General features: G+C 72.4%; 24 protein-coding genes. 10 read left to right on the plus strand and 14 right to left on the minus strand.

The genetic code is table 11. The annotated features are described in order from the left end of the window. Positions 1-120: 120 nt before the first annotated feature. Positions 121-522 (minus strand): RidA family protein, encoded by a 402-nt coding sequence (locus AC0NH5_RS12385; protein ID WP_474402875.1) that lies wholly within the window; start codon positions 520-522, stop codon positions 121-123. Positions 523-783: 261 nt separating this feature from the next. Here AC0NH5_RS12385 and AC0NH5_RS12390 point away from each other — a divergent pair, with 261 nt between their 5' ends. Continuing rightward, a complete protein-coding gene (locus AC0NH5_RS12390; protein ID WP_474402877.1) occupies positions 784-1,812 on the plus strand; it encodes a LacI family DNA-binding transcriptional regulator in 1,029 nt (342 codons plus the stop codon). A 53-nt stretch (positions 1,813-1,865) separates the two neighbouring features. On the opposite strand, the gene AC0NH5_RS12395 is transcribed toward AC0NH5_RS12390, so the two are convergent. Both AC0NH5_RS12395 and AC0NH5_RS12400 read right to left on the minus strand, forming a co-directional pair. Beyond that, the gene (locus tag AC0NH5_RS12395) at positions 1,866-2,234 is read right to left on the minus strand and encodes a GntR family transcriptional regulator (protein WP_474402879.1); all 369 of its coding nucleotides are present in this window, start codon (positions 2,232-2,234) and stop codon (positions 1,866-1,868) included. Then, positions 2,231-3,016: a hypothetical protein gene (locus AC0NH5_RS12400; protein WP_474402882.1), complete on the minus strand. Its 786-nt coding sequence runs from the start codon at positions 3,014-3,016 to the stop codon at positions 2,231-2,233. Before AC0NH5_RS12400 ends, AC0NH5_RS12395 begins: the two co-directional genes overlap by 4 nt. A gap of 129 nt (positions 3,017-3,145) precedes the next feature. Between AC0NH5_RS12400 and AC0NH5_RS12405 the strand changes: the two genes are divergently transcribed. After that, positions 3,146-6,049, plus strand: a complete 2,904-nt coding sequence (locus tag AC0NH5_RS12405) for a GH92 family glycosyl hydrolase (RefSeq protein WP_474402885.1) — start codon at positions 3,146-3,148, stop codon at positions 6,047-6,049. Between the two features lie 57 nt (positions 6,050-6,106). Here the strand turns inward: AC0NH5_RS12405 and AC0NH5_RS12410 are convergent, their stop codons facing one another. From AC0NH5_RS12410 to AC0NH5_RS12440, 7 genes are all read right to left on the minus strand, one after another. Continuing rightward, positions 6,107-6,934 carry a S1 family peptidase gene (locus AC0NH5_RS12410; RefSeq protein WP_474402888.1) on the minus strand — a complete coding sequence of 276 codons (828 nt, stop codon included), beginning with the start codon at positions 6,932-6,934 and terminating at the stop codon, positions 6,107-6,109. Positions 6,935-7,154: 220 nt separating this feature from the next. Beyond that, positions 7,155-7,478, minus strand: coding sequence for a hypothetical protein (locus AC0NH5_RS12415; RefSeq protein WP_474402891.1), 324 nt, complete (start codon positions 7,476-7,478; stop codon positions 7,155-7,157). Between the two features lie 58 nt (positions 7,479-7,536). Further along, positions 7,537-10,038, minus strand: a complete 2,502-nt coding sequence (locus tag AC0NH5_RS12420; protein WP_474402893.1) for an ABC transporter permease — start codon at positions 10,036-10,038, stop codon at positions 7,537-7,539. Then, complete coding sequence (locus AC0NH5_RS12425) at positions 10,035-10,712, minus strand: ABC transporter ATP-binding protein (RefSeq protein WP_474402895.1); 678 nt, start codon at positions 10,710-10,712, stop codon at positions 10,035-10,037. Before AC0NH5_RS12425 ends, AC0NH5_RS12420 begins: the two co-directional genes overlap by 4 nt. Next, a complete protein-coding gene (locus tag AC0NH5_RS12430) occupies positions 10,712-11,137 on the minus strand; it encodes a hypothetical protein (protein WP_474402897.1) in 426 nt (141 codons plus the stop codon). Before AC0NH5_RS12430 ends, AC0NH5_RS12425 begins: the two co-directional genes overlap by 1 nt. Positions 11,138-11,230: 93 nt before the next feature. Next, positions 11,231-11,890 (minus strand): response regulator, encoded by a 660-nt coding sequence (locus tag AC0NH5_RS12435; RefSeq protein WP_474402899.1) that lies wholly within the window; start codon positions 11,888-11,890, stop codon positions 11,231-11,233. Next, positions 11,887-13,065, minus strand: a complete 1,179-nt coding sequence (locus AC0NH5_RS12440; RefSeq protein ID WP_474402900.1) for a sensor histidine kinase — start codon at positions 13,063-13,065, stop codon at positions 11,887-11,889. The genes AC0NH5_RS12435 and AC0NH5_RS12440 overlap by 4 nt, the downstream gene beginning before the upstream one ends. 143 nt (positions 13,066-13,208) lie before the next feature. Between AC0NH5_RS12440 and AC0NH5_RS12445 the strand changes: the two genes are divergently transcribed. From AC0NH5_RS12445 to AC0NH5_RS12460, 4 genes are all read left to right on the plus strand, one after another. Further along, on the plus strand, positions 13,209-13,559 hold the full coding sequence (locus AC0NH5_RS12445) for a YciI family protein (protein ID WP_474402903.1): 351 nt from the start codon (positions 13,209-13,211) through the stop codon (positions 13,557-13,559). An 81-nt stretch (positions 13,560-13,640) separates the two neighbouring features. After that, positions 13,641-14,522 (plus strand): SCO6745 family protein, encoded by an 882-nt coding sequence (locus AC0NH5_RS12450; protein WP_474402906.1) that lies wholly within the window; start codon positions 13,641-13,643, stop codon positions 14,520-14,522. Between the two features lie 58 nt (positions 14,523-14,580). Next, complete coding sequence (locus AC0NH5_RS12455; RefSeq protein WP_474402908.1) at positions 14,581-15,297, plus strand: VanZ family protein; 717 nt, start codon at positions 14,581-14,583, stop codon at positions 15,295-15,297. A 27-nt stretch (positions 15,298-15,324) separates the two neighbouring features. Then, complete coding sequence (locus AC0NH5_RS12460) at positions 15,325-16,068, plus strand: SIMPL domain-containing protein (RefSeq protein WP_474402911.1); 744 nt, start codon at positions 15,325-15,327, stop codon at positions 16,066-16,068. Positions 16,069-16,083: 15 nt separating this feature from the next. Here the strand turns inward: AC0NH5_RS12460 and AC0NH5_RS12465 are convergent, their stop codons facing one another. Then, positions 16,084-16,665 (minus strand): dihydrofolate reductase family protein, encoded by a 582-nt coding sequence (locus AC0NH5_RS12465; protein WP_474402913.1) that lies wholly within the window; start codon positions 16,663-16,665, stop codon positions 16,084-16,086. A gap of 153 nt (positions 16,666-16,818) precedes the next feature. On the opposite strand from AC0NH5_RS12465, the gene AC0NH5_RS12470 reads away from it, so the two are divergent. From AC0NH5_RS12470 to AC0NH5_RS12480, 3 genes are all read left to right on the plus strand, one after another. Continuing rightward, complete coding sequence (locus AC0NH5_RS12470) at positions 16,819-17,889, plus strand: hypothetical protein (RefSeq protein WP_474402915.1); 1,071 nt, start codon at positions 16,819-16,821, stop codon at positions 17,887-17,889. Positions 17,890-17,943: 54 nt separating this feature from the next. Continuing rightward, positions 17,944-18,822 carry a bile acid:sodium symporter family protein gene (locus tag AC0NH5_RS12475; protein ID WP_474402918.1) on the plus strand — a complete coding sequence of 293 codons (879 nt, stop codon included), beginning with the start codon at positions 17,944-17,946 and terminating at the stop codon, positions 18,820-18,822. A 158-nt stretch (positions 18,823-18,980) separates the two neighbouring features. Beyond that, entirely contained in the window at positions 18,981-20,945 is a 1,965-nt protein-coding gene (locus tag AC0NH5_RS12480) for a right-handed parallel beta-helix repeat-containing protein (RefSeq protein ID WP_474402920.1), read from the plus strand. Positions 20,946-20,960: 15 nt separating this feature from the next. Here the strand turns inward: AC0NH5_RS12480 and AC0NH5_RS12485 are convergent, their stop codons facing one another. Next, positions 20,961-21,908 (minus strand): DUF1152 domain-containing protein, encoded by a 948-nt coding sequence (locus AC0NH5_RS12485; RefSeq protein ID WP_474402922.1) that lies wholly within the window; start codon positions 21,906-21,908, stop codon positions 20,961-20,963. Between the two features lie 44 nt (positions 21,909-21,952). Continuing rightward, the gene (locus AC0NH5_RS12490; protein ID WP_474402924.1) at positions 21,953-23,131 is read right to left on the minus strand and encodes a DUF1996 domain-containing protein; all 1,179 of its coding nucleotides are present in this window, start codon (positions 23,129-23,131) and stop codon (positions 21,953-21,955) included. Positions 23,132-23,356: 225 nt separating this feature from the next. Between AC0NH5_RS12490 and AC0NH5_RS12495 the strand changes: the two genes are divergently transcribed. After that, the gene (locus AC0NH5_RS12495; protein WP_474402926.1) at positions 23,357-24,133 is read left to right on the plus strand and encodes an inositol monophosphatase family protein; all 777 of its coding nucleotides are present in this window, start codon (positions 23,357-23,359) and stop codon (positions 24,131-24,133) included. 140 nt (positions 24,134-24,273) lie between these two features. Here the strand turns inward: AC0NH5_RS12495 and AC0NH5_RS12500 are convergent, their stop codons facing one another. Then, positions 24,274-25,923: a carbamoyltransferase family protein gene (locus AC0NH5_RS12500; RefSeq protein ID WP_474402929.1), complete on the minus strand. Its 1,650-nt coding sequence runs from the start codon at positions 25,921-25,923 to the stop codon at positions 24,274-24,276. Positions 25,924-26,440: the final 517 nt, after the last annotated feature.

The following is a 26,440-nucleotide window of genomic DNA, read 5'->3' on the forward strand; positions in this document are numbered from 1 at the left end:
CCACACCATGACACGAGCCGAACACCGAGCGCGACCGTCTCCTCCGGACGGAAGACTGCCGCCGAACCCGCCGCTGCTTGTGCCGTTCCGGCCCGGCGCGAGCAGCGGTGGTTCGTCGGATCACGCCACGGCGGTCGCCTCGAGCTCGACCATCTGGCCGGGGATCGCCAAGCGGGTCACGCCGAGCATCGTGGTGGCCGGCGCGACCCCCGCGGCGCCCAGCCGGGACGCCAGCACCCCGTAGTGCGGGAACAGTGAGTCGACGTCAGTGGTGTAGACGGTGAGCCGAACCAGGTTCGCGAGCGACATGCCGGCCTCGCGGAGCACCGCCTCCACGTTGTCGAGGCTCAATGCCAGCTGTGCCGCCATGTCACCGTCGTGCTGAGGCTTGCCGTCGGCGTCCATCGCGGTCTGCCCCGAGCAGTACAGGGTGCGGGTCTGGCCGGAGACCACCTCGCCCTGGTTGAAGCCCATCCCCACCGACCACGGCACCGGGTTGACCGCCGTTCGTTGCAATGTCACTGCAGCTCCATTCGCGTCGTTTCGACGAGCCTCGCAACCAATCACGACACCCTCTGTCATGTATTCCGAACGAAGTCCCCGGCCCGGCCGGCATCCAGGCAGGTTCCCGGGCCGAGGATCATCCGCCAGTGCCGGCCGGACGCTCCGGCGACCTGGTTCCGGCGAGGTGGCGGACTGCGCGGCCGGGACGGGTCACGGCAGCGGTGACCGGTCGCGTCGATGTCATACTGAGGGGCGTTCCCGCCGACATCTGGGAGTTCCATGGCAGCGCCTCCGCCCGGCGGCTCGGTGGCCCGCCGTCGGCCGACCCTCACCCAGGTGGCCGCGCTGGCCGGGGTCAGCGTGAAGACCGCGTCGCGGGTGCTCAACGGCGAGCCCAACGTCGCCCAGTCCACCGGCGCCCGGGTGCGCGAGGCCGCCGACAGGCTCGGCTTCCGGCTCAACGGGATCGCCCGGGAGCTGCGCCGCGGCGCCACCTCCACGCTGGTCGGGCTGATCAGCGGCGACCTGGCGAACCCGTTCTACTCGGCGGTGGCCAGCGGCGTCGAGCGGGAGCTGCGCCGGCACGGCCTGCAGCTGATCACGGCCAACAGCGACGAGGACGCGGAACTGGAGCGGCGCCTGGTGGACGCGCTGCTGGAGCGCCGCATCCGGGCCCTGCTGGTGGTGCCCAGCGGTGACGGCCACGAATATCTGAGCACCGAGGGCGGCCACGGCGTGCCGTTCGTGTTCCTGGACCGCCCGCCGGTCGGCTTCTCGGCGGACATGGTGCTGATCGACAACGTCGGCGGCGGCCGGTCGGCCGCCGAGCATCTGCTGGCCCACGGTCACCGGCGCATCGCGCTGCTCGGTGACCTGGAGCGGCTGCACACCCAGCGCGGCCGGATCGACGGCTTCCTGGACGCCTTGCGGCAGGCCGGGAGCACGGTCTGGGAGCCGTACCTGCGCACCGGCGTCCACGACGTCGAGCCGGCCGAGAGCGCGGTGCGGGAGCTGCTGGCCCTGCCGGAGCCGCCGACCGCGCTGTTCACCACCAACAACCGGCTCACGACCGCAGCACTGCGCGTCCTGAAAGGGCGCCCGCATCCGCCGGCGCTGATCGGTTTCGACGACTTCGACCATGCCGATGTCATGGACGTGAGCGTCGTCGCGCACGACGCGGTCGCCCTGGGGCGAGCGGGCGCCCAGCTCGCCGAGGAGCGGATCAACGGGTACGAGGGTCCGTCGCGTTCGGTCGTCATGCCCACCACGGTGATCGCTCGCGGTTCGGGGGAGCGGCCGGCCGGCTGAGGGCCCGCCCCGAGCGCGGCCCCCCGGGTGCGGCTTCGGCTGAGGGGCCGTTCTCAGGGCGACACGGCGACGCTCCCCAGTGCCGCCCGGACGATGCGGATCGCCTCGTCGGCGTCGATGCCGGTGGCGGCCACGACGGCGGCGTACTCGGCGGCGGCCCGGTGGGCCCGTTCGCGTCCCTGTTCGCCGGCCGCGGTGACGAACGAGCCGGCTGATCCGCGGGTTTCGATCAGCCCGGCCTCCTCCAGCTCCCGGTAGGCCCGGCCGACGGTGTTGTTGGCCAGCCCGAGGTCGGCGGCCAGCCGGCGGATGGTCGGCAGCCGGGTGCCCACGGCCAGCGCGCGGTCCTGGATCTGCCGGGCCAGCTGGGCCCGGAGCTGCTCGAACGGCGGCACCGGGGAGGTCGAGTCGATGACGATCACGCGGGTCCCCGGGCGTTCGTGGCCCACGGCGCCAGGCCCTTCCGGGCGTCCCGCACGGTGATCAGGACGACCGTGACCATGCCGAGGACCACGACCGCGAGCCAGGCGGTGTGCCACCGGCCCAGCTCGATGCCGAACACGGACACGATCGGCAGCATCCAGAGCGCCGTCGGCATGGTGGCGTCACGGGCGTCCTCGACGCGCAGGATGTCGTCGGCGGTCAGCGCGGCCTCGTCGTCGGCCACCACCGGGTACGTCAGGATGTGCCGCAGCTGGACGATCATGCCGGCCGCGACCCCGGCCAGCGCGATGAGCAGGACCACCGCCGCGTACCTCGCTGCCGGGTCCGGCACGGTCAGGGCCTTGACCGCCAGCGCCGCGGCGGCCGCGAACGTGGCGATGGTGAGCGTGGCACGCGGCCGGCCGACCACGGTGCGCCAGCCGGGACGGACGGTGTGGGCCGCCCGCCGCGGCAACGTCGCGGCGGCCCGCTGGTCGGCCCGCCGCACCCGCCGGTCCAGCAGCGACAGGACCACCACGATCGCGACGACCGCCGCTGTCAGCGCCGGCAGCGACCAGGGCTGCTCGCCGACGTGGATGAGAATCGCCACGCAGATGAACACGGCCAGCAGGAGGGCGGCGCCCAGCCGCGCACCACGCCGGGCTGCCAGCCGTCCGGCCAGCAACGGTGTCGGCTCGGCGCCGGTCAGCCGGTGCCCGGCCAGCCACATCCGGGCCGCTTCGAGGTCCGCCGGTCGTACCGGCGGATCGCCTGGTGTCATGACCCCCCCTTGTCTCAAGCCTTGTCTCAACAGGGTGCGCCAAACCTTGAGACAAGTCAACGCATTGACGTAAGTCACTGCTTATGTCAACGTTGTCAGCCTCTGCACCCGGGCTCGAAGGAGCATGCGATGGCGGCTGCCCATTTCCGGATTCCTCTGTCGGCGGCGACCCTGCTGGCGGCCACCCTGCTGGTCCCGGCCGCGCCGGCCGCCGCCGCGGAGGCGCCGGTCGACCTGGTCCGGCCGTTCGTCGGCACGCAGAACTTCGGCAACACCTTCCCCGGCGCCGCCGCGCCGTTCGGGATGGTCCAGGTCAGCCCGGACACCGGCGGCCAGGGTGGCTACGACTACCTGCAGAACACGATCTACGGCTTCAGTCAGACGCACCTGTCCGGGGTCGGCTGCGAGGTGGCCGGCGAGCTGCCGATCATGCCGACCACCGGGGCGGTGACCAGCGTCGACCCGGCCGTCTACCGGTCCGGTTACGCGCACACCGACGAGGAGGCCAGCCCCGGCTACTACCGGGTCGGGCTCGCGAAATACGGGGTGCGGGCCGAGCTGACCGCCACCGGTCGCACCGGATGGCAGCGCTACACGTTCCCGTCGACCACGGCTGCCAACGTGCTGTTCAACACCGGCGAGGCGAACCAGACGGTGCTGGACTCGGAGATCCACGTGGTCGGCGACCGCACGCTCGAGGGCCGGGTCCGGGCCGGCAACTTCTGCGCCGGCCGCGACGACCACACCGTCTGGTTCACGGCCAGCTTCGACCGGCCGTTCACCGGGTACGGCACCTGGCGCGGCGCCACCCGCAGCCCGGGCACCCGCGACGCGGCCGGCACCGGCGGCAACGGCGCCTGGGTCACCTTCGACACCACCGGCGACCGGGACGTGGTGGCCAAGGTGGCGCTCTCCTACACCGGCCCGGACGGCGCCCGGCGCAACCTGACGGCGGAGACCGGCAGCTCGTACGACTTCGACGCGACCCGGGCGGCGCTGCGCGCGACGTGGGCGCAACAGCTGGACGCGGTCCGGATCACCGGCGGCAGCAGCGAACGGCAGAGCGCGTTCTACACCGCGCTGTACCACTCGCTGATGCACCCCAACCTGGCCGGCGACGTGGACGGCCGCTACATGGGCTTCGACGACCGGGTGCACACCGCCGACGGGTACACGCCGTACCAGAACTTCTCGCTGTGGGACACCTACCGCCCGCAGAACCAGCTCCTGGAGATGCTCGTGCCGCAGGTCGCCCGGGACGTCGCCCGATCGGTGGTGGCGGTCGGCCGGGACGGCGGCTGGCTGCCGCGCTGGGCGCTGGCGAACAGCGAGACCAACATCATGACCGGTGACCCGGTGACGCCGTTCCTGGTGGAGGCGTTCTCCAAGGGGCTGCTCGCGGGGCAGGAGCAGGAGGCGTACGCGCTGCTGCGCGCGAACGCGGTCAGCCAGCCGCCGGCCGGCTCGCCCTACAACGGCCGCACCGGGGTGGAGCACTACGTGGACCGCGGGTACATCCCGTCGGGGCTGGTGCTGGGCACCGGCTGCCGGCACAAGGGCGGCGACAACGACTGCGCGCACCCGGCCTCGGCGACCCTGGAGTACGCGGCGGCGGACGCGTCGCTCGCGCTGATGGCCGCCGCCCTCGGGCACACCGCGGACGCCCGGATGTTCGCGGCACGCGGTCAGTCGTACCGCAGCCTCTGGGATTCTTCGATCAAGCACTTCCGGCCGCGCACCGCCGCCGGCGCCTGGGTCTCGCCGTACAACCCGGTGGATGCCGGCAAGCAGTTCCACGAGGGTGGCGCCTATCAGTACCAGTGGCTCGTGCCGCAGGACCCGGCCGGGCTGGTCGCTCTGATGGGCGGCCGGGCCGCGACCCAGCAACGACTGGACGACTTCTTCGTGTACGACCGGCTGCTCACCGATCCGGCCGGGACCGCCCGCAAGGACTGGATCAGCGCGCCCTACGACTACTACGGCAAGCCCACTTACAACCCGAACAACGAGCCCGACCTGCACGCGCCGTACATGTACCACTGGGCGGGCGCGCCGGCGAAGACGGCCACCGTGGTGCGGGCGGCGATGACCCTGTTCACCACCGGCCCGGACGGGATGACCGGCAACGACGACCTGGGCACGATGAGCGCGTGGTACGTGCTGTCGTCGCTCGGCCTCTATCCGACGATGAGCGGAGCGGGCTTCCTGGCGCTGTCCAGCCCGCAGTTCCCGTCGGCGACCGTGCGCATCGGCGGGTACGCCGACCGGCAGGGCGGCACCCTGACCGTGCTCGCGCCGGGGGCCGGCGACGCCAACCGCTATGTGCAGCAGCTCAAGGTCAACGGGGTGGAGCACACCCGCAACTGGCTGGACTGGTCGGCGATCGCCCGGGGCGGCACCATCGAGCACACCCTCGGCACCGCGCCGTCGGCGTGGGGCACGGCGGTGGCGGACCAGCCGCCGTCGGTGAACACACCGGCCCCGCTGCCGTGCGCGGCAGTCACCGGTGGGCAGTGCGCCGTGGACCTCGGCGCGCACCGCACCACCGACGGCACTGCCACCACTGCCTCGACCGCTGCCGGCAACTTCGACGGCGGTGGCTGGAGCTACGACGCGGCGCTGCTGCCGCCGGCCGGGGTGGTGTCGTGGGGCGGTGTGTCCTACAGCGCGCCGGGGGACGCGGGGCTCACCTTCGTGCGGGCACGGGGGCAGGAGATCCGGGTGCCGGCCGGGCGCCGGGAGGCGGTGCGGCTGGTGGCCGCCGCCCACCACGGGCCGGTGCCGGCGACCGTCACCGTCACGTACACCGACGGCAGCACCTCCTCGGCGTCCCTCACGGTGGCCGACTGGTGCTCGTCCTCCGGGCCCGCCGTGCTGAGCATGCCGCACCGGATCAAGGCGGGTAAGGGCGTCGACGAGCCAGGAGTCAGCCTCTTCGGGTACGCCGTGGGCGCCGACCGCACCAAGGAGATCCGGTCGGTGGTCCTGCCGAACGACTCGCGCATCCTTCTTTACGCGCTCACCCTGCTGTAGCCGCCCGGCGCCGGCCCGCCCGCCTTCTCGTGCGTGCGGGCGGCGCCGGCATCCGGCTCAGCCCCGCGCGCCGAGGTGCCGGCTGATGAAGAACCGCCAGGCATCGCTGCGCAGGTCGACCCGGTTGAGCACCCCGGTCCAACCGCCCGCCCGGCCCCGGCACGGCTGCTTCGCGTACGACCCGGCGTTGACGTTGAACAGCGTCGGCACGCCGTTCTCCCACTCGAGCATCGGGCCACCGCTGTCGCCCCGCACGGTGAAGCCGCGCACCGACTTCACGTACGTCAGCGAGGAGCGCGGCAGGCAGGACGGCCGGTCCACCACCTGGAACTCACCCAGCCGCGGCATCGTGGTCGGATTGCGGGTTGCCCCGCCGATCGGATGCCGCAGCCGGTCCCAGAACCCGGACCGGCCGGTCGGCCCGAAGCCGTAGGTGTACCCGTTCGTGCCGGCCAGGATCGGCGCGTGCGCGAGCCGGATCGGGGCGACGTCGGTGATCGCCGATTCCAGCTCGAGCAGCGCCAGGTCGTTGACCAGGGTGGAGTCGTCGTATCCCCGCATCGTCTCGATGGCGGCCACCTTCACGCTGCGCGCCCTGTTGGTGGCCGACTTGTTCACCTTGACGGTGAGCTCGCGGGGCACGTGCGAGGTCGTGCAGTGCTGCGCGGTCAGGACCCACCGGGCAGCGATCAGCGTGCCGCTGCAGGTTCCGCCCGGCCGGGTGCCGTCGATGCGCACGACGGCCGGCACCAGGGAACGGTCGCCGGTGAACGCGTTCATCCCGCTGGTGACAGCCTGGGCGGGGGAGGCGGCGGTGAGCGTGCCGATCGTCGCCACCGCGGCGGCCGATGCCCATAGTCGATAGTTCTTCACTTTGATTCCCATCGGTATGCCCTTTCCGGTATATGTCCGGACTGGTGCATACGCTAGGGATGGAACGGCATGGTCATAATCCGCTGGATCGCGCGGATCGCCCCATAGATCAGTCACGGAAAGCGGGTCCCGCGACCGAACCCGTTCGTGGAGCCCGCTGCGGGGATGCGGCTGGGCCCGCGACAACCGAGCTTGACGGCCGGAGCGCCGGCGGGCGGTCCGGCCGTATGTCTCAGCTGGCGGCCCGGTGCAGCTCGGCGCGGGTCACCCGCAGCCGCACGGCACCGGGCTCACCGGCGACGGTGTCCGCGATCTGGTCGGCGCCCGCGTACGTGTCGTTGGACAGGGCGCCGGTGCCGTCGATCCGGAGATATCCGATGCCCATCAGGGCTTCCGCTGTCCCGGCCACCGTGTCGGGGCGCACGTCCGTCCCGGGCAGCTGCACGGCGCTCACGGTGCCCGCCTCCGCGCCGGCCGAGTCGATGACGACCATGCCGGCGCCGATCCGGGTGAGGGACGGGGTGTCGGTGCTCCTGAACTGCTCAGAGGGCTGCATGATCGACTGATTACCCGTCCGGACCGTACCAAAACGGCTGGTGCACCCCGATGGCTTCTCACTCGACGGTCAGGGCAGCCACCGGGCTGACCCTGGCGGCCCGCCGGGCGGGTAGCAGCCCGGCGAGCACGGTGATCCCGGCGACGGCGACCAGGATCGTCGCCAGCCGTCCGGCCGGGAAGACCATCGGCAGGTCGAGCCGCAGCGCGGCCAGGGTGAGCCAGGCCATCGGCACGCCCAGCACGATGCCCAGCACCGCACCGACCAGGCCGTAGAGTCCGGCCTCCAGGCCGATCATCGCGCGCAGCCGGGGCCGGGACAGTCCGAGCGCGCGCAGCAGTCCGAATTCGCCGGTCCGTTCCAGCACCGACAGCCCGGTCGTCGTCGCCACGCCGACCACCGCGATCAGCACGGTGAGGCCGAGCAGGCCGAGCGCGGCCAGGAACAGTGTCGCCACCTCGCCGTCGGCCTTGTCCCGCTCGTCGGCGAGCACCGCGACCTCGGCGCCGGCCGGGGCGCCGAGGCGCCGGAACGTGGCCAGGGCGTCCTCCCGGGTTCCGCCGGCGATGTCGGCGAGGATGCCCGCGCCGGGGTCGCCGAGCCGGTCCAGGTCCGCGGCGGTCAGCACCGCGCCCGTCCGCAGCGGGCCGTCACCGGTCAGAACCGCCACGACCTCGACCTGAACGTTTCCGCCGGAGCGCAGGGTGACCACGTCGCCGACCCGGGCGCCGAAGTCGGACGCGGCGGTGGAGGAGAGGACCACCTTGCCGGGACCGAGGGCGGTGATCGACCCGCCGGCCGCCTCCAGGGTGCGCAGCTCGGGCATCGCCGTCAGGTCGATCTCGACGGCCCCGTGCGAGAAACCTCCGGAGGCGCCGCCGGTGAAGTCACCGAGCCGGAACGGGGTGACGTCGCGGAACCGCGGGTCGGCGCGCAGAGCGGCTGCCGCCTCGTCGAGGCCGTCCGGTGACTCGCTGAACATCGCCAGGTCGGCGGGGGTGCGGGCGGCCATCGTCCGGTCCGTCCACAGCTGGAGGCTGGAGATCCCGACGACGGTGCCGGCCAGCATCGTCACGCCGAGCGCGACCACCACCGAGACCGCTGCCGCGCGCCGTGGCATCCCGCCGATGCCGCTGACCGCGAGGCGGCCGGTGGGGCCGAGCCGGCGCAGCGGCCAGCCGGCGACTGCCAGCACCGGCCGGATCAGCACCGGGCCGAGCAGGACCAGCACGCCGAAGCCCAGCGCGCCGATCCCGACCAGGTAGAGCAGCACGTCGGGGGAGGACTCGGCGTCGTCCATCCGGTCCGCGGTCAGCCACCCGAGGGCACCGGCGGCCGCGGTCAGCAGCAGGCCCAGCAGCAGCCGGGGCGCGGCGACGCCCCGTCTCCCGGCGACCGTGGCGGCGCTGCCCAGCGCGCGCAGCGGGGAGACGCCGGCCGCGGCGAACGCGGGGGCGAGCACCGCGCCGACAGTCAGCAGACCGGCGCCGGCCACCACGGCGACGGCCGCGCCGAGCGGAACGCCCGGGCCGCTCAAGGTGTGCCCGGTGGCCGCCGCCGCGGCCTGGGCGGCCAGCGCCGCGGCCTGGGCGAGCAGCACCCCGACGGCGCCGGTGACCAGCCCGACCACCGCGCCCTCGACGGCCAGCGCGGCCACCAGCTGGCCGCGCTGGGCGCCGATCGTCCGCAGCAGCGCGAGCTGCCGCAGGCGTTGCGCGAAGACGATCCGGAAGGTCGAGGTGGCGACCAGGGCCGCGGCCACCACCGCGATCGCCACGAACATCGCCACCAGCGAGAAGAGCTGATCGAGCTGGCGTACGGCGTCCCGCGCCTCCTTCAGCCGCATGGCGTCGCCGGTGGTCACCGAGACGTAGGCGGCCGGGTCCCGCAGCAGCCGCTCGGAGAGCCCGCTCATCAGCGCCGGCACGTCCGTCCCCGGCTCCACCAGCACGTCGACCCGGGGGAAGCCGGGCTCACCGCTGAGCCCGGTGACCACCGCATCCGGCGCGTACGCCCGCTCGCTCGCGTCCTGCGGACCGTCGACGACCCCCGTCACCGTCACCGTCGCCGGTCTGCCGCTGCGATCGCCGGTGTGCAGCCGCAGCCTGCTGCCCGCGGTCACCCCGAGCCGGGCGGCGGCCCGCCGGTCCACGGCGATCTGCCGCGCACCGGCCGGATAGGTCCCGGACACCGGCGTCACCCGCGACAGCGGACCGGCCCCCGGGTCGGCGATGAGTTCCAGATCGGTGCCGGACGAGGCGTCGCCGACCGAGAACGTCGCCGTCACCCGCCCGGCCGCCTGACCGACCCCGGCCGTACGCCGGATCCCGATCACCTGCTGGGGGCTCAACGGCCGGCCGCCGGTCGTGTGCACCACCACCGCGGCGGCCGCCGGGGTCTCGCTGAACGTGTCCAGCGTGGTGCGCGTGACGATCTCGTACGCGAGCACGGCGCCGTACACCACCAGGGCCGCGACCAGCACCGACAGGCCGGTGCTCAGCAGCCGCCCGGGCCGGCGCAGCATCCCGCTGAGCTGCGTGCGCAGCACACTCGTGGTCATCGCTGGTGGTCCTCGACGATCCGGCCGTCGGCGAGCACCAGCACCCGGTCGGCGTACCCGGCGGCGGCCAGGTCGTGCGTGACCATCACGACGGTCTGGCCGAGCCGGTACACCGAGTCGCGCAGGAAGCCGAGCACCTCGGCGCCGGACCGGGAGTCCAGGTTGCCGGTGGGCTCGTCGGCGAACACCACGTCCGGCCGGGTGCTCAGCGCCCGGGCCAGGGCGACCCGCTGCTGCTGGCCGCCGGAGAGCTCGGACGGGCGGTGCCCGAGCCGGTCGCCGATGCCGAGGATGCCTACCACGTGGTCGAACAGGTCCTCGTCGACCGCCCGGCCGGCCAGCTCGGCCGGGAGCATGATGTTCTGCCGGGCGGTGAGCTGGGGCAGCAGGTTGAACGCCTGGAAGACGAAGCCGATGCGGTCGCGGCGCACCGCGGTCAGCGCCCGGTCGCCGAGGCCGGTCAGCTCGGTGTCGCCGATCGCGATCCGGCCGCTGGTCACGGTGTCGAGACCGGCGAGGCAGTGCAGGAACGTCGACTTGCCGGAGCCGGACGGCCCCATGATCGCGGTGAACCGTCCCCGGGCGAACGACGCCGAGACCCCGTCCAGGGCGCGGACGGCGCGGTCGCCCGTCCCGTACGTCTTGACCAGGTCGGTGGCGGTGAGCGCGGCCATCAGAAGGCGATCTTCGGCAGGCGCAGGTCGACGCCGCTGTCGTCGCAGTGGCCGATCGCGAGCTCGGTGATCTCGTCCAGCGTGCCGGCGTCCGGCCGGTCGCTTTCGCCGGTGGCCTTCACCCGCGACCAGTGGACGTACCGGCCGACCTGGGTGCTGATCCCGTCGTTGGAGAAGCGCGTGTAGCGGACCTGGCGGATCTGCTGCTCCCACTTCTCCGCCTCGGCGACGTCGGTGGGCGGCGTCTGCGCCTGGTCGATGAGCTGCTGGGCGAGGGCGCAGTCGGCGGCCGACGCGGCGGTCGGGCCGAACCGCTTGTCCCACAGGTAGTTGACGCCGAACGCGACGCCCGCCAGCACGATCACGGTGAGGAAGCCGAAGGTGACGAGTTTGCCCACGTCGGGACGGTTGCGAGAGCTGTTCACGAGGGCAATTCTTCGGTGCGGGACGCCACCGGCGCATCGGCACCGGAAATGATCCGCGGGGCGGCTATGTACGACCTGGGTCGTACCCGGCCCCTAGGAGGCGGGCCTGACCAGGCCGATCTCGTACGCGAAGACCACCGCCTGCACCCGGTCCCGCAGTTCGAGCTTGGCCAGGATCCGCCCGAAATGGGTCTTCACGGTGGCCTCGGCGACGAACAGCCGCCCGGCGATCTCCGAATTCGACAGCCCGGCCGCGACCAGCTCGAGGACCTCGCGCTCCCGGTCGGTCAGGGCGGCCAGCCGCTGGTCGGCGCTGCCGGTGAGGGTCAGCTGGCCGGCGAAGCGGTCCAGCAGCGCCCGGGTGACCCGCGGCGCCACCACCGACTCGCCCGCCGCCACCACCCGGATCGCCGCGAGCAGCTCCTCCGGCGGCGCGTTCTTCAGCAGGAAACCGCTCGCCCCGGCCTGCAGCGCCGCGAAGGCGTCCTCGTCGGTGTCGAACGTGGTGAGCACCAGCACCCGCGGCCCGGCCGGCCCGGCGCAGATCCGCCGCGTCGCCTCCACCCCGTCCATCACCGGCATCCGGATGTCCATCACCACCACGTCGGCCGGCGTCCGGGCGAGTGCGGCGAGGGCCTCGGCGCCGTCGCCCGCCTCACCGACCACCTCCATGTCGGGCTGCGCGGACAACACCATGACGAACCCGGCCCGCACCAGGGCCTGGTCGTCGACGAGCAGGACTCGAATGCTCACACCGCCTCCTTGCGCGGGATCATGGCACGGACCTGCCAGCCGCCGCCCGGCAGCGGCCCGGCAGAGAGCTCGCCGCCGTGCACCGCGACCCGCTCGCGCATCCCGAGCAGACCGTTGCCGCCTCCGCCACCGTCCGTGCCCGGCCGGCCGCCGCCGTCGTCGCTGACCTCCAGCACCGCGCGGCCGCCCTCGACGGTCAGCGTCACCGCGACCTTCGCGCCCGCGCCGGCGTGCCGCAGCGCGTTGGTCAGCGACTCCTGCACGAGCCGGAAGACGGTCAGCTCGTGCGCCGCGGACAGCCGCCCGACCTCCCCCGTGAGACGCAGGTCCACGGCGAGGCCGGCTGCCCGGGCCCGGTCCACCAGCGTCGCCAGCTGCTCGAGGCCCATCCGCCGCCGGTCGGCGGCCTCGCCGGGCTCCTCGCCACCCGTCCCGCGGAGCACCGCCACGATCCGGTGCATGTCATCGAGGGCGTCCCGCCCGGTGCCGGCGACCGTGCGCATCGCCGCCCGGGCGCGCTCCGCGTCGGTGTCGATCGCGTAGCTCGCCCCGTCCGCCTGCGCGATCATCACCGCCAGGCTGTGCGCCACCACGTCGTGCAGCTCCCGGGCGATGAACGCCCGCTCGTCGGCCGCCGCCAGCCGGGCCAGCTGCGCCTGCTCGCGCTCCGCGGTCGCGGCCCGCTCGGCGAGCACGGCGCCGCGTTCCCGGTTCGTCCGCAACACGTACGCGATCAGCCACAACGCGCCGCAGCCGGCCAGCAGCATCGCGTACTCCGCCAGGTACGGGTAGTCGAGGACGGCTCCGCTCCAGCCGCCCTCGATGCGCACCAGAGCGGCGATCACCGCGCCCAGCACCACCACGGCGCCGGCCAGATAACCGGCTGCCATCGAACGGGCGTGCGTCACCACCGCTACCATCGCCACGAGCACCGCGAGGTCGTACCCCGCAGGAATCGCCGAAGCGACCGCGACCTGCACCAGTGCCAGCGCCGCGACCACCGCGAAGACCGGCTCCGGCGCATGGCGCCGGGCGATCAGCGCGACCGCCATGCCGCAGCCGATCGCCACGTCCCACCCGGAGACCTGGCGGTACTGCACAGCGGCGGACGCCACCGCCGTCGCGATCATCAGATCCCACAGGATCCGCAGCTGCGGGGCCCACTGAGCGATCACCCGCCCACCATAGAGGGGCGCGCCGCGCTGCCCGCCGCTTCCGGCATCGCGACATCCGTTTACTTCGGTGCGGAAATCTGGTCGAATTCGCGGGGTTCGTCCTGTCCGGACATGCATCGACCGAGGACCTGGAGGGGCCCGTCATGGCCTGGTACGCGGTGCTGATCTACGCCGGCGACTCCGCCCACGCGCCCGACGCGACGCCGCGGGAGCCGGCGGAGTGCGACGGCCACGCGGACGATCTGGCGAACACCGGAACGATGGTGGCGGCGTACGCGCTGACCCCGCGGGACATGGCGGTATCCGTCCGCGGCAACGCCGTCAGCGACGGGCCGTTCCTGGACGCCGAGGAGGTCGTGGTCGGGTTCTATGTGCTCGAGGCGCCCGATCTCGACGCGGCGCTGGCGCAGGCGCGGACCAACCCGGTCGTGCACGGAGGCGGTGGCGTCGAGGTCCGGCCGGTGCACAGCGGCGGTCCCGTTTTTCCGGGCTGATCCCCCCCGGCCGGCTTCGCGGGGGCCGCGGGCCGGTGATTGGCTGTTCCCCGCCGGGCCGGGCCGCGCTTGGATCGACGCATGTCCACCGAGGTCTCCGCCCGGCGCCTGTGGCAGCTGTTCGAGCCGCTGCACGCGGTCACCTATTTCGCGCCCCGGTCCCGTGCCGCCTACGAGGCCGCCGGCCTGCGCGGGTACTGGCGCGGCTATTTCGCCGGCCGGGCTGCCCCGCTCGGCGCGGTGACGGCCGGCCCGGTCACCGCGCTGTTCTTCTCCTTCGCGCCCGGCATGGTCGCCCGCGCCGTGCCGGACGTGTGGCGGCGCGCGTCGCCGGAGCAAGCTCTCGCGGCCCGCCTCGACGGTGCTGTGGCCGCCCTGCGCGAACTGTTGCCGGCCGATCCGGCGGGCCGGTTGCCGTCCGCCGACCGGGAGCGGGGCGCAGACCTGGAAGAGGCCGCTGAACTTCTGGAGACCGCGGCCGGCGCGGCGGCGACCGACGGCCGGGCGCTGGGCGCGGCCAACGCCGCCCTGCCCCGCCCGGCCGAGCCGCTGGCCCGGCTGTGGCAGGCCGCGACGGTGCTGCGCGAGCATCGGGGCGACGGCCACATCGCCGCCCTGGTCACCGCCGGCCTCACCGGTTGCGAGGCGCTCGTTCTGCGCGACGCGCTGCACGGTGGCCGGGAGCAGCTCCAGCCGAACCGCGGATGGAGCGATACCGCATGGGACGCGGCCGCGGCGGCGCTGACCGATCGGGGCCTGCTGCGGGACGGCCGGGCCACCACGGCGGGGGAGGCCCTGCATCGTACGATCGAAAGCCGCACCGATGAGCTCGCCGGGCAACCGTGGGCCGCGCTGTCGGTGGCCGGCCGATCCCGCCTGGCCGCCCTGCTCACCCCGCTGGCCGTCGCTGCGAGCGCCGTGGTGCCGTACCCCAACCCGATGGGCCTGTCCCGCCCGGCGTAAGGCCCCCGTATCGCCGACGCTTACGCCACCGCGACGGTGCTTTCGCTTCGATGGCGGCATGAAGCAGAGCGCAAACCTGTCGACACCACCCGGCCGTACGCGCAATCTCGTGCTGATCGGCATGGTGATCCTGGGCCTGGCGACCGTGGTCCTCGCCCTGCGGCGGCCCCTCTTGATGGCCGCCCCGGCGTGCCTGACCGGGCAGTGGCGCGGCTGCCTCGGCACCGAGAACGGTGTGCTTCTGATGACGCTGGTGGGGCTGCCGGCGGCCGTGCTCGTGGCGGCGATCCTGGCGCTCCGCCGGCAGGCCCCGGGCGCCCCGCCGCCGTGGCGGACGTCGCTGGCCGAGGTGGGCATGGTCTACGGGACGGTGCCGTTCCTGTGGCTGACCTTGATGCCGGGCCCGGGCGCCGGTGTCGTGCCCGGCCGGGTCAGCCTCGAACCGCTGCGCGACCTGGCGACGATGGGGCCGATCGGCATCACCGGCAACCTGCTGATCTTCGCGGCTCTGGGGTTCTTCGCCCCGATCCGCTTCGCGGCGCTGGCCTCCGTGCCGCGGCTCCTGGCGCTCGGCGCGGGATGTTCGGTGCTGGTCGAGACCGCCCAGTACGTGTTGCTGCTGGACCGGGTGTCGTCCGTGGACGACGTCCTGGTCAACGCCGCCGGGGCCGCCCTGGCCGCGCTGGCGTCCCGCCCCTGGTGGCGACATTCGCGCCGGGATCGGACCGAGTTCGGCCGGAATGCGGGATGGCCGGCCGCCCACCAGCTTAGATAGGGGAACAATCGGCTAAAAGGTAGGAAAATGAAACGATCGCGCATCACCGGACCGGCGCTCGGTGCCCTGACCGCCCTTGCGGTGCTCTCGTCCTGGCTCGTCAGCGGGCCGGTCGCCGCCGCCCCGGCCGTCCCGGCTGCCGACCCGGCCGCCGACAGCGTCGTGGTCACCGGCACCGGCGAGGTGGCCGCCGAGCCGGACACGCTGACCGCTGACCTCGCCGTGGAAGCCACCGCCGCCACCGTCCGCGAAGCCCTGGACCGCGCGAGTGCGGCGGCCACCCGGATGCGGGACGCGCTGGCCGGCGCCGGGGTGGCCGCAGCCGACCTGCAGACCGCGGGCCTCGGCATCACCCCGAGCCGCGACGACGACGAGAAGATCACCGGCTACACCGCGAGTCAGGGGCTCACCGCCAAGATCCGGGACCTGCCGAAGGCCGGGGCGCTGATGTCCGCGGCCGTCGCCGCCGGCGGCGACGCGGCCCGGCTGAACGGTGTCTCGTTCGCGATCGAGGAGGGCGCGGCGGAGCTGCTCAGCCAGGCGCGCAGGAAGGCCTTCGCGGACGCCCGGGCCAAGGCCGACCTGTACGCCCGCGAGGCGGGCCGGTCGCTGGGCCGGGTCGTCAAGGTGAGCGAGGGGACTCCCGGCCACGAGGGGCCGTACGACCAGAAGTACGCCTTCGCGGACGCGTCGGTGCCGGTCGAGCCGGGCCGGCAGCGACTGACGGTGACCGTCACCGTGGAATGGGCCTTCCAGCCGGCACCGGCCTGATCGAAGCCCGGTGCTTCAGTGCAGGGTGGGCCGGTAGATCAGCTCCTGGATGTGCCCGTCGAACGTCCGGCTCTCCAGCAGCTCCAGGTCGAAGTCGGCCGCGCCCCGGAAGATCGGGGCATCCCCGGTCCGGCCGCTGATCACCGGGAAGACGGTGACCTGGACGCGGTCGATCAGGCCGGCGGCCATCAGGGCCCGGTTCATCGACAGGCTGCCGTGCGAGCGCAACGGCACCTGCGACTCCTTCTTGAGGCGGGCGACCACGTCGACGGCGTCACCGCTGACCAGGGTCGCGTTCGGCCAGGCGAGCGGTCCTTCGAGCGTCGTCGACACCACCGTCGTCGGCATGCTGCGCATCCGGTTGTTCACCGGGTCGTTCACCGTGGACTCCTCGACGCTCGGGCCCAGCAGCTCCAGGAAGTCGCGGAAGGTGGTGGCGCCCAGCACCATCCTCTGGTCGGGGTTCAGCACGGCGAGGCGGTGGTCGAGGAACTCGGGCCCCTGCTTGCCCCAGTACCCACCCCAGTCGCCGTCGCCGGTGTAGGAGCCGTAACCGTCGAGGGTCATGAAGACGTCGAAGGTGTAGGTCGCGGTCATGGTGTTCTCCTCGGCTGGTGGTCGTTCCGGCGGTCCGCCGGTTCCTGACCCTGCTACGAACGGGGGCCGGCGATTCCGACAGGTTGCGCCGAAAGATTTCGGCCGGCCGGCGGAATGACCGCGTCGTTGCCCGGTTGCGCTAGCGTGCCCGTCATGTCGCTCGCTTCGCCGCCGGTGCTGGACGAGGGCGAGACCCCGAACCCGGTCAAGCTGTTCGACATGCGGGACGGGTTCGCTCCGGTGCGGAACCTGCTGGGCATCGGCGATCCGGATGTCCACCGGATCGACGGACGCTGGACGATGTTCGTCGGCGGCTTCCAGACCTCGTTCCGGAACAACCTGTTCACCGCGACGCTCCCGCCGGGCGCGACCCTCGCGAGCCGACAGTGGCGGTTCACGACGGCGCCGGGCAGCCCGCGGCGCGCGGAGCCGCTGGTGCGCCAGCCGGCGAAGGGCAGCTGGGACGCGTTCGGACTGCATTCGCCCAGTTACGTCGAGGGCGCCGGCGTCCGCCGGGTGTACTACGCGGGCCGGGGCGGCAGGACCGTCACCGACAACAAGGTCCCGTACGCGATCGGCGCGCTGGAGTGGTCGGCCGGCGGCTGGCAGCATCGGCCCGAGCCGGTGCTGCGGGGCACGGCGGACTTCCCCAACGTCCTGGAGCCGAAGGTGCGCCACCTCAACGGCAGGTGGCGCATGTGGTACGCGGCGACGCCGGTCGAGGCGGGCCGGCGGACGATCCCGGAATACCAGATCAGGTACGCGGAGAGCGCCGACGGTCTGGTGTGGAGCGATCCCCGGGTGCTGTTCTCCATCGGCGAGGGCTTCTACGACGCGGTGGTGTGGCCGGTGGCCGGCGACCGGTACGAGATGCTGACCTGCCGCAGCACCAACCTCTACGGCCGCTCCGACTTCCCGCGGCAGGGCCTGTGGTGGCTGACGTCGCCGGCGCCCTCCGGGGAACGGGCGGACTGGACCGCCGCCCCGGTGCTGCTGCTCGACGCCGACGCGGGCCCGGAGTGGTACGGCAACGGCATCTTCGCGCCCTCCGTCGCCTACAGCGACGATCCCGGCGAGCCCGGCGCGATGTACGTCTTCTTCGCCGGCGTGACGAGGCAGCGCGACTGGTGGCGGACCACCCTGCGACGGGCCCGGTCGCTGCGGCGGCCACCCGTGCCGGCGCCGTACTTCTTCACCGTCGGGCGGGCCCGCTTCCGTCGCTGATCCGGCTGAACCGAGGATTCCTCGCGTCCGGTTGCTGGGGCAGAATCCGGCCCCATGGACTCGCCATTGACGACTGCCGGCCTGCCGATCGCGCTCGGCATCATCATGCTCGGCCTCGGTCTCGGCCTGACCCTGGCGGACTTCCGCCGCGTCGTGGCGTTTCCCCGGCCGGCCCTGATCGCACTCGGCTGTCAGGTGCTGGTGCTGCCCGCGCTCTGCTTCGGCCTGGTCGTGGCACTGGACCTGCCGCCCGCGCTCGCGGTCGGCATGATGCTGCTGGCAGCGTCGCCCGGCGGCACCACCGCCAACCTGTACAGCCACCTCTTCGGCGGGCACGTGGCGCTCAACGTGACCCTCACCGCGGTCAACTCGGTGCTCGCAGTGGTCACGCTGCCGGTGGTGGTGAACCTCTCGGCCGGGTACTTCCTCGACGGCACCGGGTCCATCGGCCTGCAGTTCGACAAGGTGGTGCAGGTCTTCGCGATCGTCCTGCTGCCGGTCGCCGCCGGCATGGCACTGCGCGCCCGGTTCGCGGGGCTCGCCGACCGCCTGGCCCGGCCGGTGAAGGTGCTGTCGGTGATCGTGCTGGTCGCGGTGATCGTCGGCACCGTGGTCAAGGAGCGCGAGAACGTCGCGGACTACGTCGTCGCCGTCGGTGTCGCGGTCCTGCTCTTCAACGTGGCCAGCCTCGCCATCGGGTACGGGGCGCCGCGGCTGGCCGGGGTCGGCCGGCGCGAGTCGATCGCCGCCGGCATGGAGATCGGCATCCACAACAGCACCCTGGCGATCACGATCGCGGTCAGCCCCGCGCTGCTGGACAGCACCGAGATGGCGATTCCGGCCGCGGTGTACGGCATCGTCATGTTCTTCACCGCCGCGGCCTTCGGCTTCCTCGTCACCCGCCGGCCGGACCGGGCGGACATCTCGGCGTGACCCGGCCGGGAAGCGCCGTGCGCCGTAAGATCGACCGGGTCCGGTGAGCGCGGGACACGCTCCGCGATCGGCCGGCGCCGGCCGCCCGGCGACCTCACCGCCGCAGCGGCACATGAGCCGCCGCGGCGGCACGTGACCAGAGAAGGGCGCACAACGACATGACCGCGCTGCACGTGGCGACCACCGGATCCGACGACGCCGACGGCTCGGAGCAGCAGCCGTTGCGCACGATCAACCGGGCGGCAGCGCTCGCCCGCCCCGGCGACACCGTGGTCGTGCACGCCGGGGAGTACCGGGAGTGGGTGACCCCACCGCGCGGCGGGCTCAGCGACACCCGCCGGATCACCTACACCGCGGCCGACGGCGAACACGTGGTGATCAAAGGTTCGGAGCGGGTCACCGGATGGACGCCGGACGGTGGGACGGTCTGGCGGGCGACGGTGCCGAACACACTGTTCGGCGACTTCAACCCGTACGCCGAGGAGGTCGCCGGTGACTGGATCGTCTATCCCGCGGGCGCGCCCGGCAAGCACCTCGGCGACGTCTACCTGAACGGCCTCAGCTTCTACGAGGCGGCGAGCCGCGCGGGGCTGGACGACCCGCGGCCGCGGACCGAGGTGGTCGACAACTGGACCGGCGTCACCGACCGCGTTCGCAACCCGGAGCAGACGCAGCTGGTGTGGTACGCGGATGTCGGCGCCGACGACACCACGATCTGGGCCAACTTCCAGGGCGCCGACCCGAACACCGAGCTGGTCGAGATCAACGTGCGCCGGTCGGTGTTCTACCCGCTCGTGCCGCACCTGAACTACATCACCGTGCGCGGGTTCGAGCTCGCCCACGCGGCCTGCCCGTGGACGCCGCCCACCGCCGACCAGCCCGGCCTGATCGGGCCGAACTGGGCCAAGGGCTGGATCATCGAGGACAACGTCATCCACGACGCGAAGTGCTCGGCGATCGCGATCGGCAAGGAGGCGTCGACCGGGCACAACCACGCGACCGAGCGCGGCGACAAGCCCGGTTACCAATACCAGCTGGAGTCGGTCTTCTCGGCGCGGCAGATCGGCTGGGACGCAGAGCACATCGGCTCGCACGTGATCCGGCGCAACACCATCTACGACTGCGGGCAGAACGGCATCGTCGGCCACCTCGGCTGCGTGTTCTCGACGATCGAGGACAACCACATCTACAACATCGCGCTGAAGCGGGAGTTCTACGGCTACGAGATCGGCGGCATCAAGCTGCACGCGGCCGTCGACGTGGAGATCCGGCACAACCGCATCCACGACTGCTCACTCGGCATCTGGCTGGACTGGCAGACGCAGGGCACCCGGGTCGCGCGCAACGTCTTCCACGCCAACAACCGTGACCTGTTCATCGAGGTGAGCCATGGGCCGTACCTCGTGGAGCACAACGTCCTCGGCTCGCCGGCGTCGTTCGAATCGTTCAGCCAGGGCGGGGCGTTCGTCAACAACCTGGTGCTCGGCACGGTGCGCCTGGAGCCGGTGATGGACCGCGCCACGCCGTACCACCGGCCGCACAGCACCCAGGTCGCCGGCTACGCGGTGATCTTCGGCGGCGACGACCGCTGGGTCGGCAACCTCTTCGTGGGCGGCGACCCGGCCGGCGCGTACGCCCCGGAGGCGGAGGGCGTCGCCCCGGCGTTCGCCGGCACGGCCGGTTACGACGGCCATCCGGCCTCGTTCGAGGAGTACCTCGCGCGCATCGACGAACAGCCGCCCGGCGATCACCAGCGCTTCCTCACGGTCAAACAGCCGGTGTACGCGCGGAGCAACGTCTACGCCGCCGGGGCGAAGCCGTTCGCCGGCGAGGACGGCCCGCTGCTGCTCGAGAGCGCGTCCGCATCCGTCCTCGACGAGGGCGACGAGGTCTACCTGGTCACCGAGCTGCCCGAGGCGTTCGGGCAGGCGCAGCTCGGCCCGGTCACCGGCCGCGACCTGGCCCGGGTGCGGCTGGCCGACGCCGACTTCGAGGAGCGCGACGGCAGCCCGGCGGTCCTCGACGTGGACCTGACCGGCCAGGTCAAGGAGGCGGGCGCCACCTACGCCGCCGGTCCGGTCGCCGCACTCCGGCCGGGCAGCAGCCGGGTGCGCATCTGGTGACGGCGCGGCGGCGGGTCAGTGCGGAAACGCGACCCGCGGCCGCGGCTCGATCTCGTCGCGGAACCGCTCGATGATCCCGCTGACCTCCAGCATGTCGTCGGTGCCGCGGAGGCGGTCCAGGTACAACGACTGGGCCGCCAGCCCGGCCAGCTCGAACGTGAAGTACATCGCCATCAACGGATTGACGAACAACGACATCTTCTCGGTACGCTCGTCCAGCGTCACGTTCCCGGCGGCGCCGGTCAGGGCCGCCGCGATCTGCCCGTTGACGATGCTGGCCCGGCCCGGCGTGTTCGCCCGCGCGTGCGCGACCGCGTCGCGATAGAGCGCCGCCTCCCGGCCGTGCGACGCGACGGTGAACGCCCCGAGATAGGCGCCGCACCGGTCGAGAGCCGCGATGTTCTCCAGGACCTGCACATGGTTGATCCCGTGATAGGCGTCGACGCCGAACCCGATGCACGCCACCAGCCTGGTCGCCACCGGTGTGCCGGCCACCGCGGCCAGGCTCGTCGCGTCCTCGACCGGGGTGCCCAGCGCGGCCTCGTCACCACGCATCAGGATGTCGGTGCCACCGTCGACGAGAACGATCGCGTCGAGGTCGAGCCGCTTTGCCAGCTTGCGATAAGCGCTGCGCAGCGGCCGCACCCCGGTGCGGGGAAACGCGTGGACGGTCGCGGGCAGGCCGTGCAGCGCGAGCCAGCGGGCGAGCGTCCGCTCCGGGAAGTAGTCCTCGTGGGCGGCCGTGTCCGCGGTGACCGCCGCGACGCCGGGTTCGCACCAGACGCCCTTGTCCAGCCCGTACAGGTTGACCAGCGACAGGTTCGCGAACGACACCGTCCGGCCGGCGGCCAGCAGGGACAGCCCGAGCGGCAGCCCGGCGTAGACGTCGAATCCGCCACCGGCCCCGGCGATCAGCACCCGCTGCGCGTCACCCAGCGCTTCGAAGAACGGCAGTCGCCACATCAGGGCATGATTGACGCCAACGCCCCGCCACGCATCCGATTTAATCAGTAGGAGAACGGGTCGTACCCCGTGTTGTTGCAGGTCCGCCGTTGGGCGATGCAATTGCGGACGCGCTGGTTCATCGCGTCGGCGTCCCACATCAGGAACGCGTCGCCGTGCATCGACGAGGCGCTCCGGCCGGCCGGATCCGACGACAGGTAATAGCCGGCTTTCGACCCCGTCGCGCCGTACGCGATGTCGAACGTGAGGGCCGGGATCCGCACCGGGTGTGCGGCCGGGCAGCCTTCGTTCGTACCGAATGCCAGATGGTCCTTGTGGTTGGGGCTGTCCAGGTGCTTGCCGTCCCAGCAGTCCGGGAACTGCAGCATGAAATGCAGGCTCGCCGGTTTCCCGCAGATCGGCCAGTTGCCGTTGTCGCTGCGGGCGTAACCGTCGATGTCGCCGGGGCCGTAGAAGGCGCAGTAGAACTGGCCCTGCGCGCCGCGCGGGGTGGGCACCTTCTTCTTGGCATCGCCGGCGATCATGCGCAGACCGTTGGGCGCCGGCATGATGCCGGCCGAACTGGTGCGCAGAGAACGGTAGTAGACCCGGAAACCCGTCGTCTCCACCGGCCGCCGGGAATCGGCCTCGTAAAGGGTCGGCACCCAATAGGCGGAATGGTCGACCGTCGGCTTGCAGGTGGTGGCGGTGAACTTCATCAGATCGCCGGCCGTCGTGCCGGCGCCGACGGCCCGGTTGCCGACGAACGAATGCATGTGCGACGCGCCCGGCAGGCCCGGCGCGACGATCGGGTCGTCCGGTTTGCGATGGCTGTATTCGCAGTCGGCCCGGAATTCCGGCAGGTTCCCCGCATTGCCCGGGGGGTCGGCCTTCGTCGCCTCGTACCCGGCCACCTGCGCCTCCCAGGCGGCTTTGTCGATGGGCATCCAGCCGCCCGGGGCGGCGGCGGCCGCGGGCTTCTTCGTCCTCCGCACCGTCCTCGCCGGTGACGACGGCGCCGCGACGGTCGGCGTCGCACGCAGGGACGTCCTGCTCGGCGAGGGCAGGGACTGGACCGCGCCCGCACCCTGCGCTTGCTGCCCGGCGGGCTCGTCGGCCCGGCTCGCCCACACGGCCACTCCGGTGATCAGGACGACGGCCACGCCGGCGGCGGCGACCGCCGGGCCCCGCGAGCGCCGGGCGTGGCGGCCGCCGACGGGCTCGCGAACTGCTGAAGACGGCACGACTCACTCCCTGGGCGGCACACGACGACACGGCCGCCGGAATGGTAGGCACGCCTTCCGTGCATCGGAAAGCCACTTAAACCAAAGAAAAGAAAGTCCGCCCTTTGGTACGCCATTCGTGCGCACCGCACAGAAAAGTGTTATCCGCCGCCCCGAATTCCGTCCCGCAATTGTCGGCGGGCGGCGGCCCGCGCCGGTCCGGCCGATCCGATAGCCTGGGCGGTGATGGATCGAGACCTCATCGCGGCCCGTGACCTCGCCGCCGGCCTGGCGGTTCGCGCCGGCCGGCTGCAGGTGGACCGGCGCGACACCCTGAAGATGGGCGCCCCCAAGGCGCACGCCAACGATGTCGTCTCCGACGTCGACATCGCCAGTGAACGCCTCATCGTCGACGAGATCCTCGCCGCCTGGGCCGATGACGCGGTGCAGGCCGAGGAGGGGCACGGCCGGCCGGGCACGAGCGGCTGGAGCTGGGTCGTCGATCCGCTGGACGGCACCCGCAACTACATCAGCCGGACCGGCCCGTGGTCGGTGTGCATCGCGCTCTACCAGGGCGACCAGGCCCGGGTCGCGGTCGTGCACGATCCCGCCGCCGGCGAGACGTTCAGCGCGGTCGACGGCGGCGGCGCCTTCCTCAACGGCGAGCCGATCTCGGTGTCCGGCGGTCCGCCGCTGGCGGAGGCGCTGGTGGGCGTCAGCTTCCAGCCCAACCCGCGGACCAAGGACCGCGCGGGCCGGGTGATCCGCGAGGTGCTGCCGCTGGCCGGCGACATCCGGCGGCTGCCCGCCGCGCTGAACCTGGTCTACCAGGCGGCCGGCCGGCTGGACGGCGGCCTGGCCCTCGACACGAACCTGTGGGACATCGCGGCCGGCGCGCTGATCGCCCGGGAGGCCGGCGTGACCCTCGGCGGTCACGGCCCGGACTTCACCACCGAGCTGACCATCGGCGCCGCCCCGTCCCTGTGGCCCACCCTCGCCGACCACGTCCGCGCCGTCGCCTGACTCACTCCCACCCGAGTACCGGATCAGCCCCGAACCTCACCCACTCACCGCGCAGCCGCTCGACTCCGCGGTCTCCGTGGTCCGGGCGGCGATCCCAGGTGCGACGCAGGTCATGGATCGTCGAAGCGCCGCCGGCCTGATCATCCGGCAGCCGCTTTACGCGATGGCCGGCGGACCAGAAGGGGGCCGATCGCCAAGGCGTCGATGGGTGCGGAGCCGAACGCCTCCAGCGCGTCGCGGGGATCGTCGACCATCGGCCTGCCGGCCGTGTTGAAGCTGGTGTTGATGAGGACGGGGATCCCGGTCCGCTTCTCGAACTCGACTAGCAGGCGGGCGACCAGCGGCTCGTCCGCCGCCGACACGGTCTGCACACGTGCGGACCCGTCGACGTGGACGACTGCGGGAATCCGGTCCCGCCATGGCTGTCGCACCTCGTGGGTGAAGAGCATGTACGGGCTGGGAAGCGGGCCGGTGAACATCTCAGGCGCCCGGTGGTCCAGGACCATCGGGGCGACCGGCCGGAACTGTTCGCGGCCTTTCACGTCGTTCATCCGGCTCAGGTTGGCCGCGTAGCGCGGATTGCCGAGCAGGCTGCGGTGCCCGAGCGCCCGCGGACCGAACTCGCTACGGCCCTGGAACCACGCGACGATGCCGTCGCCGGCCAGGATCTCCGCCACCTCGGCGGCGATGTCCACCGGCTCCTCGTAGTCGAGTTGCGCCTCGTCGAGCCGGCTACGGAGGTCGTCGTCGGACCAGCCGCGGCCCAGTGCGACGGTGGACATGGGGCGTACCGTGTCGCCGAGCTCATGGGCCACATGCATCGCCGCGCCCAGCGCGGTGCCCGCATCACCAGCGGCCGGCTGCACGTAGATCCGGTCGAACGGACCCTCGCGAGCCAGGACCGAGTTCGCTACGCAGTTGAGTGCGACGCCGCCTGCCATGGCCAACGTGGAACTGCCGGTGCGGGCGTGCAACCACCGGGCGAGGTCGAGCAGGATCTCCTGCAGCAGCTCCTGAACGGTCGCGGCCAGATCGAAATGCGCCTGGACGATCGGCTCATCCGCACAGCGCCGCGGTGCGTAGCGCTCCCAGGTGACGGGATCGACCACGAAGCCGCCGTCGCCCGTCGATCTGACCAGCCGCCGCAGGCTCTCGCGGAAGCGTGGCCGGCCATACGAGGCCATGGCCATGACCTTGTACTCGTCGGAGGAGCGCCGGAATCCCACATGGTCGGTCAGGTCCTCGTACAGCAGGCCCAGCGAATGGGGGAGCCGCTGAGCGTGCAGGACCTCCAGCCGGCCGCCGGACCAGACACCGGCCAGATGTGACGTCTGCTCACCGGCGCCGTCGAGCACCAGGACAGCGCCATCGGGATCCGGGCTGGCGTGATAGGCCGATGCCGCGTGGGCGACATGATGGCGTACGAATCGGACCTTGGCGGGGTCCAGACCGGGAAGGGTGGCGGTCAGGAAACGTGGAGCGAAGTTCGCGTACAGAACTCGCAGCGCCTCCCAGTTGTCCGCGGTGACGTTGCCGGTGAAGGGCTTCGCCAGAGCAGGGTCGTAGGAGTAGGCCACAGCGTCGAGGTCGTGGGCGGTCAGACCGGCATGGCGAAGACACCAGGCGGCGGCCTGTTCCGGCAACTCCCAAGCGGCGAACGGCAGGGCCGTCTTGCCGTGTTTGCGCCGGCTGAACCGTTCCTCCTCGGCGGCGCAGACGGTCCGGCCATCGATCACCAAGGCGGCGGCCGGGTCGTGGAACACCGCGTTGATCCCCAGGACGTTCGCCATCGAGGTGCCCTCCCGACTTGTTCACCGGCCGGCGCCGTGGACGGGTATCACGCTGGCAGCTCACCCGTGCGTTGTCATCCGTCACCCGATGGTCTTCTCGACTCGTCCTGAGGTACGAGAAAGGGGCATCGGCTCATCGCAGGGCGGAGGTGACGATGCCGGCCGGCGCGCCACTCTGCCGGCCACCGCGCCACGATTGGCCCGGACCGGCAGCGGATGCCCGGGAGCGGACGTCGTGGCGTGACCGGAAGCGGCCATCGTCGATATCGAGGCTCATCAGTCGCCTAGCGTCTGTGCCACCCGATTCAAGGAGTTGGTACTCATGGTCCACAGCCGAGTCTGGTCAGGCATTCGGACGGCTCTCGCCGCAACGTTACTGGCCGGCGGGATGATGCTCGCGACCGCGGGGCCAGCCCCCCCCCCGCCCCCCCCCCCCCCAATTCCTTCGCGAGATCCACCCCCCCCCTTCCTTGTATTCTTTTCCCACCATCCGTTGGGCGACCTTCCTCCCCCCATG

The sequence above is a fragment of the Actinoplanes sp. 13 genome, from assembly GCF_056134165.1.

Excerpts from the sequence above, each read along its gene's own strand:
- AC0NH5_RS12390 (WP_474402877.1), top strand. The coding sequence starts at position 784 with ATGGCAGCGCCTCCGCCCGGCGGCTCGGTGGCCCGCCGTCGGCCGACC.
- AC0NH5_RS12400 (WP_474402882.1), bottom strand. The coding sequence starts at position 3,016 with ATGACACCAGGCGATCCGCCGGTACGACCGGCGGACCTCGAAGCGGCC.
- AC0NH5_RS12405 (WP_474402885.1), top strand. The coding sequence starts at position 3,146 with ATGGCGGCTGCCCATTTCCGGATTCCTCTGTCGGCGGCGACCCTGCTG.
- AC0NH5_RS12410 (WP_474402888.1), bottom strand. The coding sequence starts at position 6,934 with ATGGGAATCAAAGTGAAGAACTATCGACTATGGGCATCGGCCGCCGCG.
- AC0NH5_RS12415 (WP_474402891.1), bottom strand. The coding sequence starts at position 7,478 with ATGCAGCCCTCTGAGCAGTTCAGGAGCACCGACACCCCGTCCCTCACC.
- AC0NH5_RS12420 (WP_474402893.1), bottom strand. The coding sequence starts at position 10,038 with ATGACCACGAGTGTGCTGCGCACGCAGCTCAGCGGGATGCTGCGCCGG.
- AC0NH5_RS12425 (WP_474402895.1), bottom strand. The coding sequence starts at position 10,712 with ATGGCCGCGCTCACCGCCACCGACCTGGTCAAGACGTACGGGACGGGC.
- AC0NH5_RS12445 (WP_474402903.1), top strand. The coding sequence starts at position 13,209 with ATGGCCTGGTACGCGGTGCTGATCTACGCCGGCGACTCCGCCCACGCG.
- AC0NH5_RS12450 (WP_474402906.1), top strand. The coding sequence starts at position 13,641 with ATGTCCACCGAGGTCTCCGCCCGGCGCCTGTGGCAGCTGTTCGAGCCG.
- AC0NH5_RS12455 (WP_474402908.1), top strand. The coding sequence starts at position 14,581 with ATGAAGCAGAGCGCAAACCTGTCGACACCACCCGGCCGTACGCGCAAT.
- AC0NH5_RS12460 (WP_474402911.1), top strand. The coding sequence starts at position 15,325 with ATGAAACGATCGCGCATCACCGGACCGGCGCTCGGTGCCCTGACCGCC.
- AC0NH5_RS12465 (WP_474402913.1), bottom strand. The coding sequence starts at position 16,665 with ATGACCGCGACCTACACCTTCGACGTCTTCATGACCCTCGACGGTTAC.
- AC0NH5_RS12470 (WP_474402915.1), top strand. The coding sequence starts at position 16,819 with ATGTCGCTCGCTTCGCCGCCGGTGCTGGACGAGGGCGAGACCCCGAAC.
- AC0NH5_RS12475 (WP_474402918.1), top strand. The coding sequence starts at position 17,944 with ATGGACTCGCCATTGACGACTGCCGGCCTGCCGATCGCGCTCGGCATC.
- AC0NH5_RS12480 (WP_474402920.1), top strand. The coding sequence starts at position 18,981 with ATGACCGCGCTGCACGTGGCGACCACCGGATCCGACGACGCCGACGGC.
- AC0NH5_RS12485 (WP_474402922.1), bottom strand. The coding sequence starts at position 21,908 with ATGTGGCGACTGCCGTTCTTCGAAGCGCTGGGTGACGCGCAGCGGGTG.
- AC0NH5_RS12495 (WP_474402926.1), top strand. The coding sequence starts at position 23,357 with ATGGATCGAGACCTCATCGCGGCCCGTGACCTCGCCGCCGGCCTGGCG.
- AC0NH5_RS12500 (WP_474402929.1), bottom strand. The coding sequence starts at position 25,923 with ATGGCGAACGTCCTGGGGATCAACGCGGTGTTCCACGACCCGGCCGCC.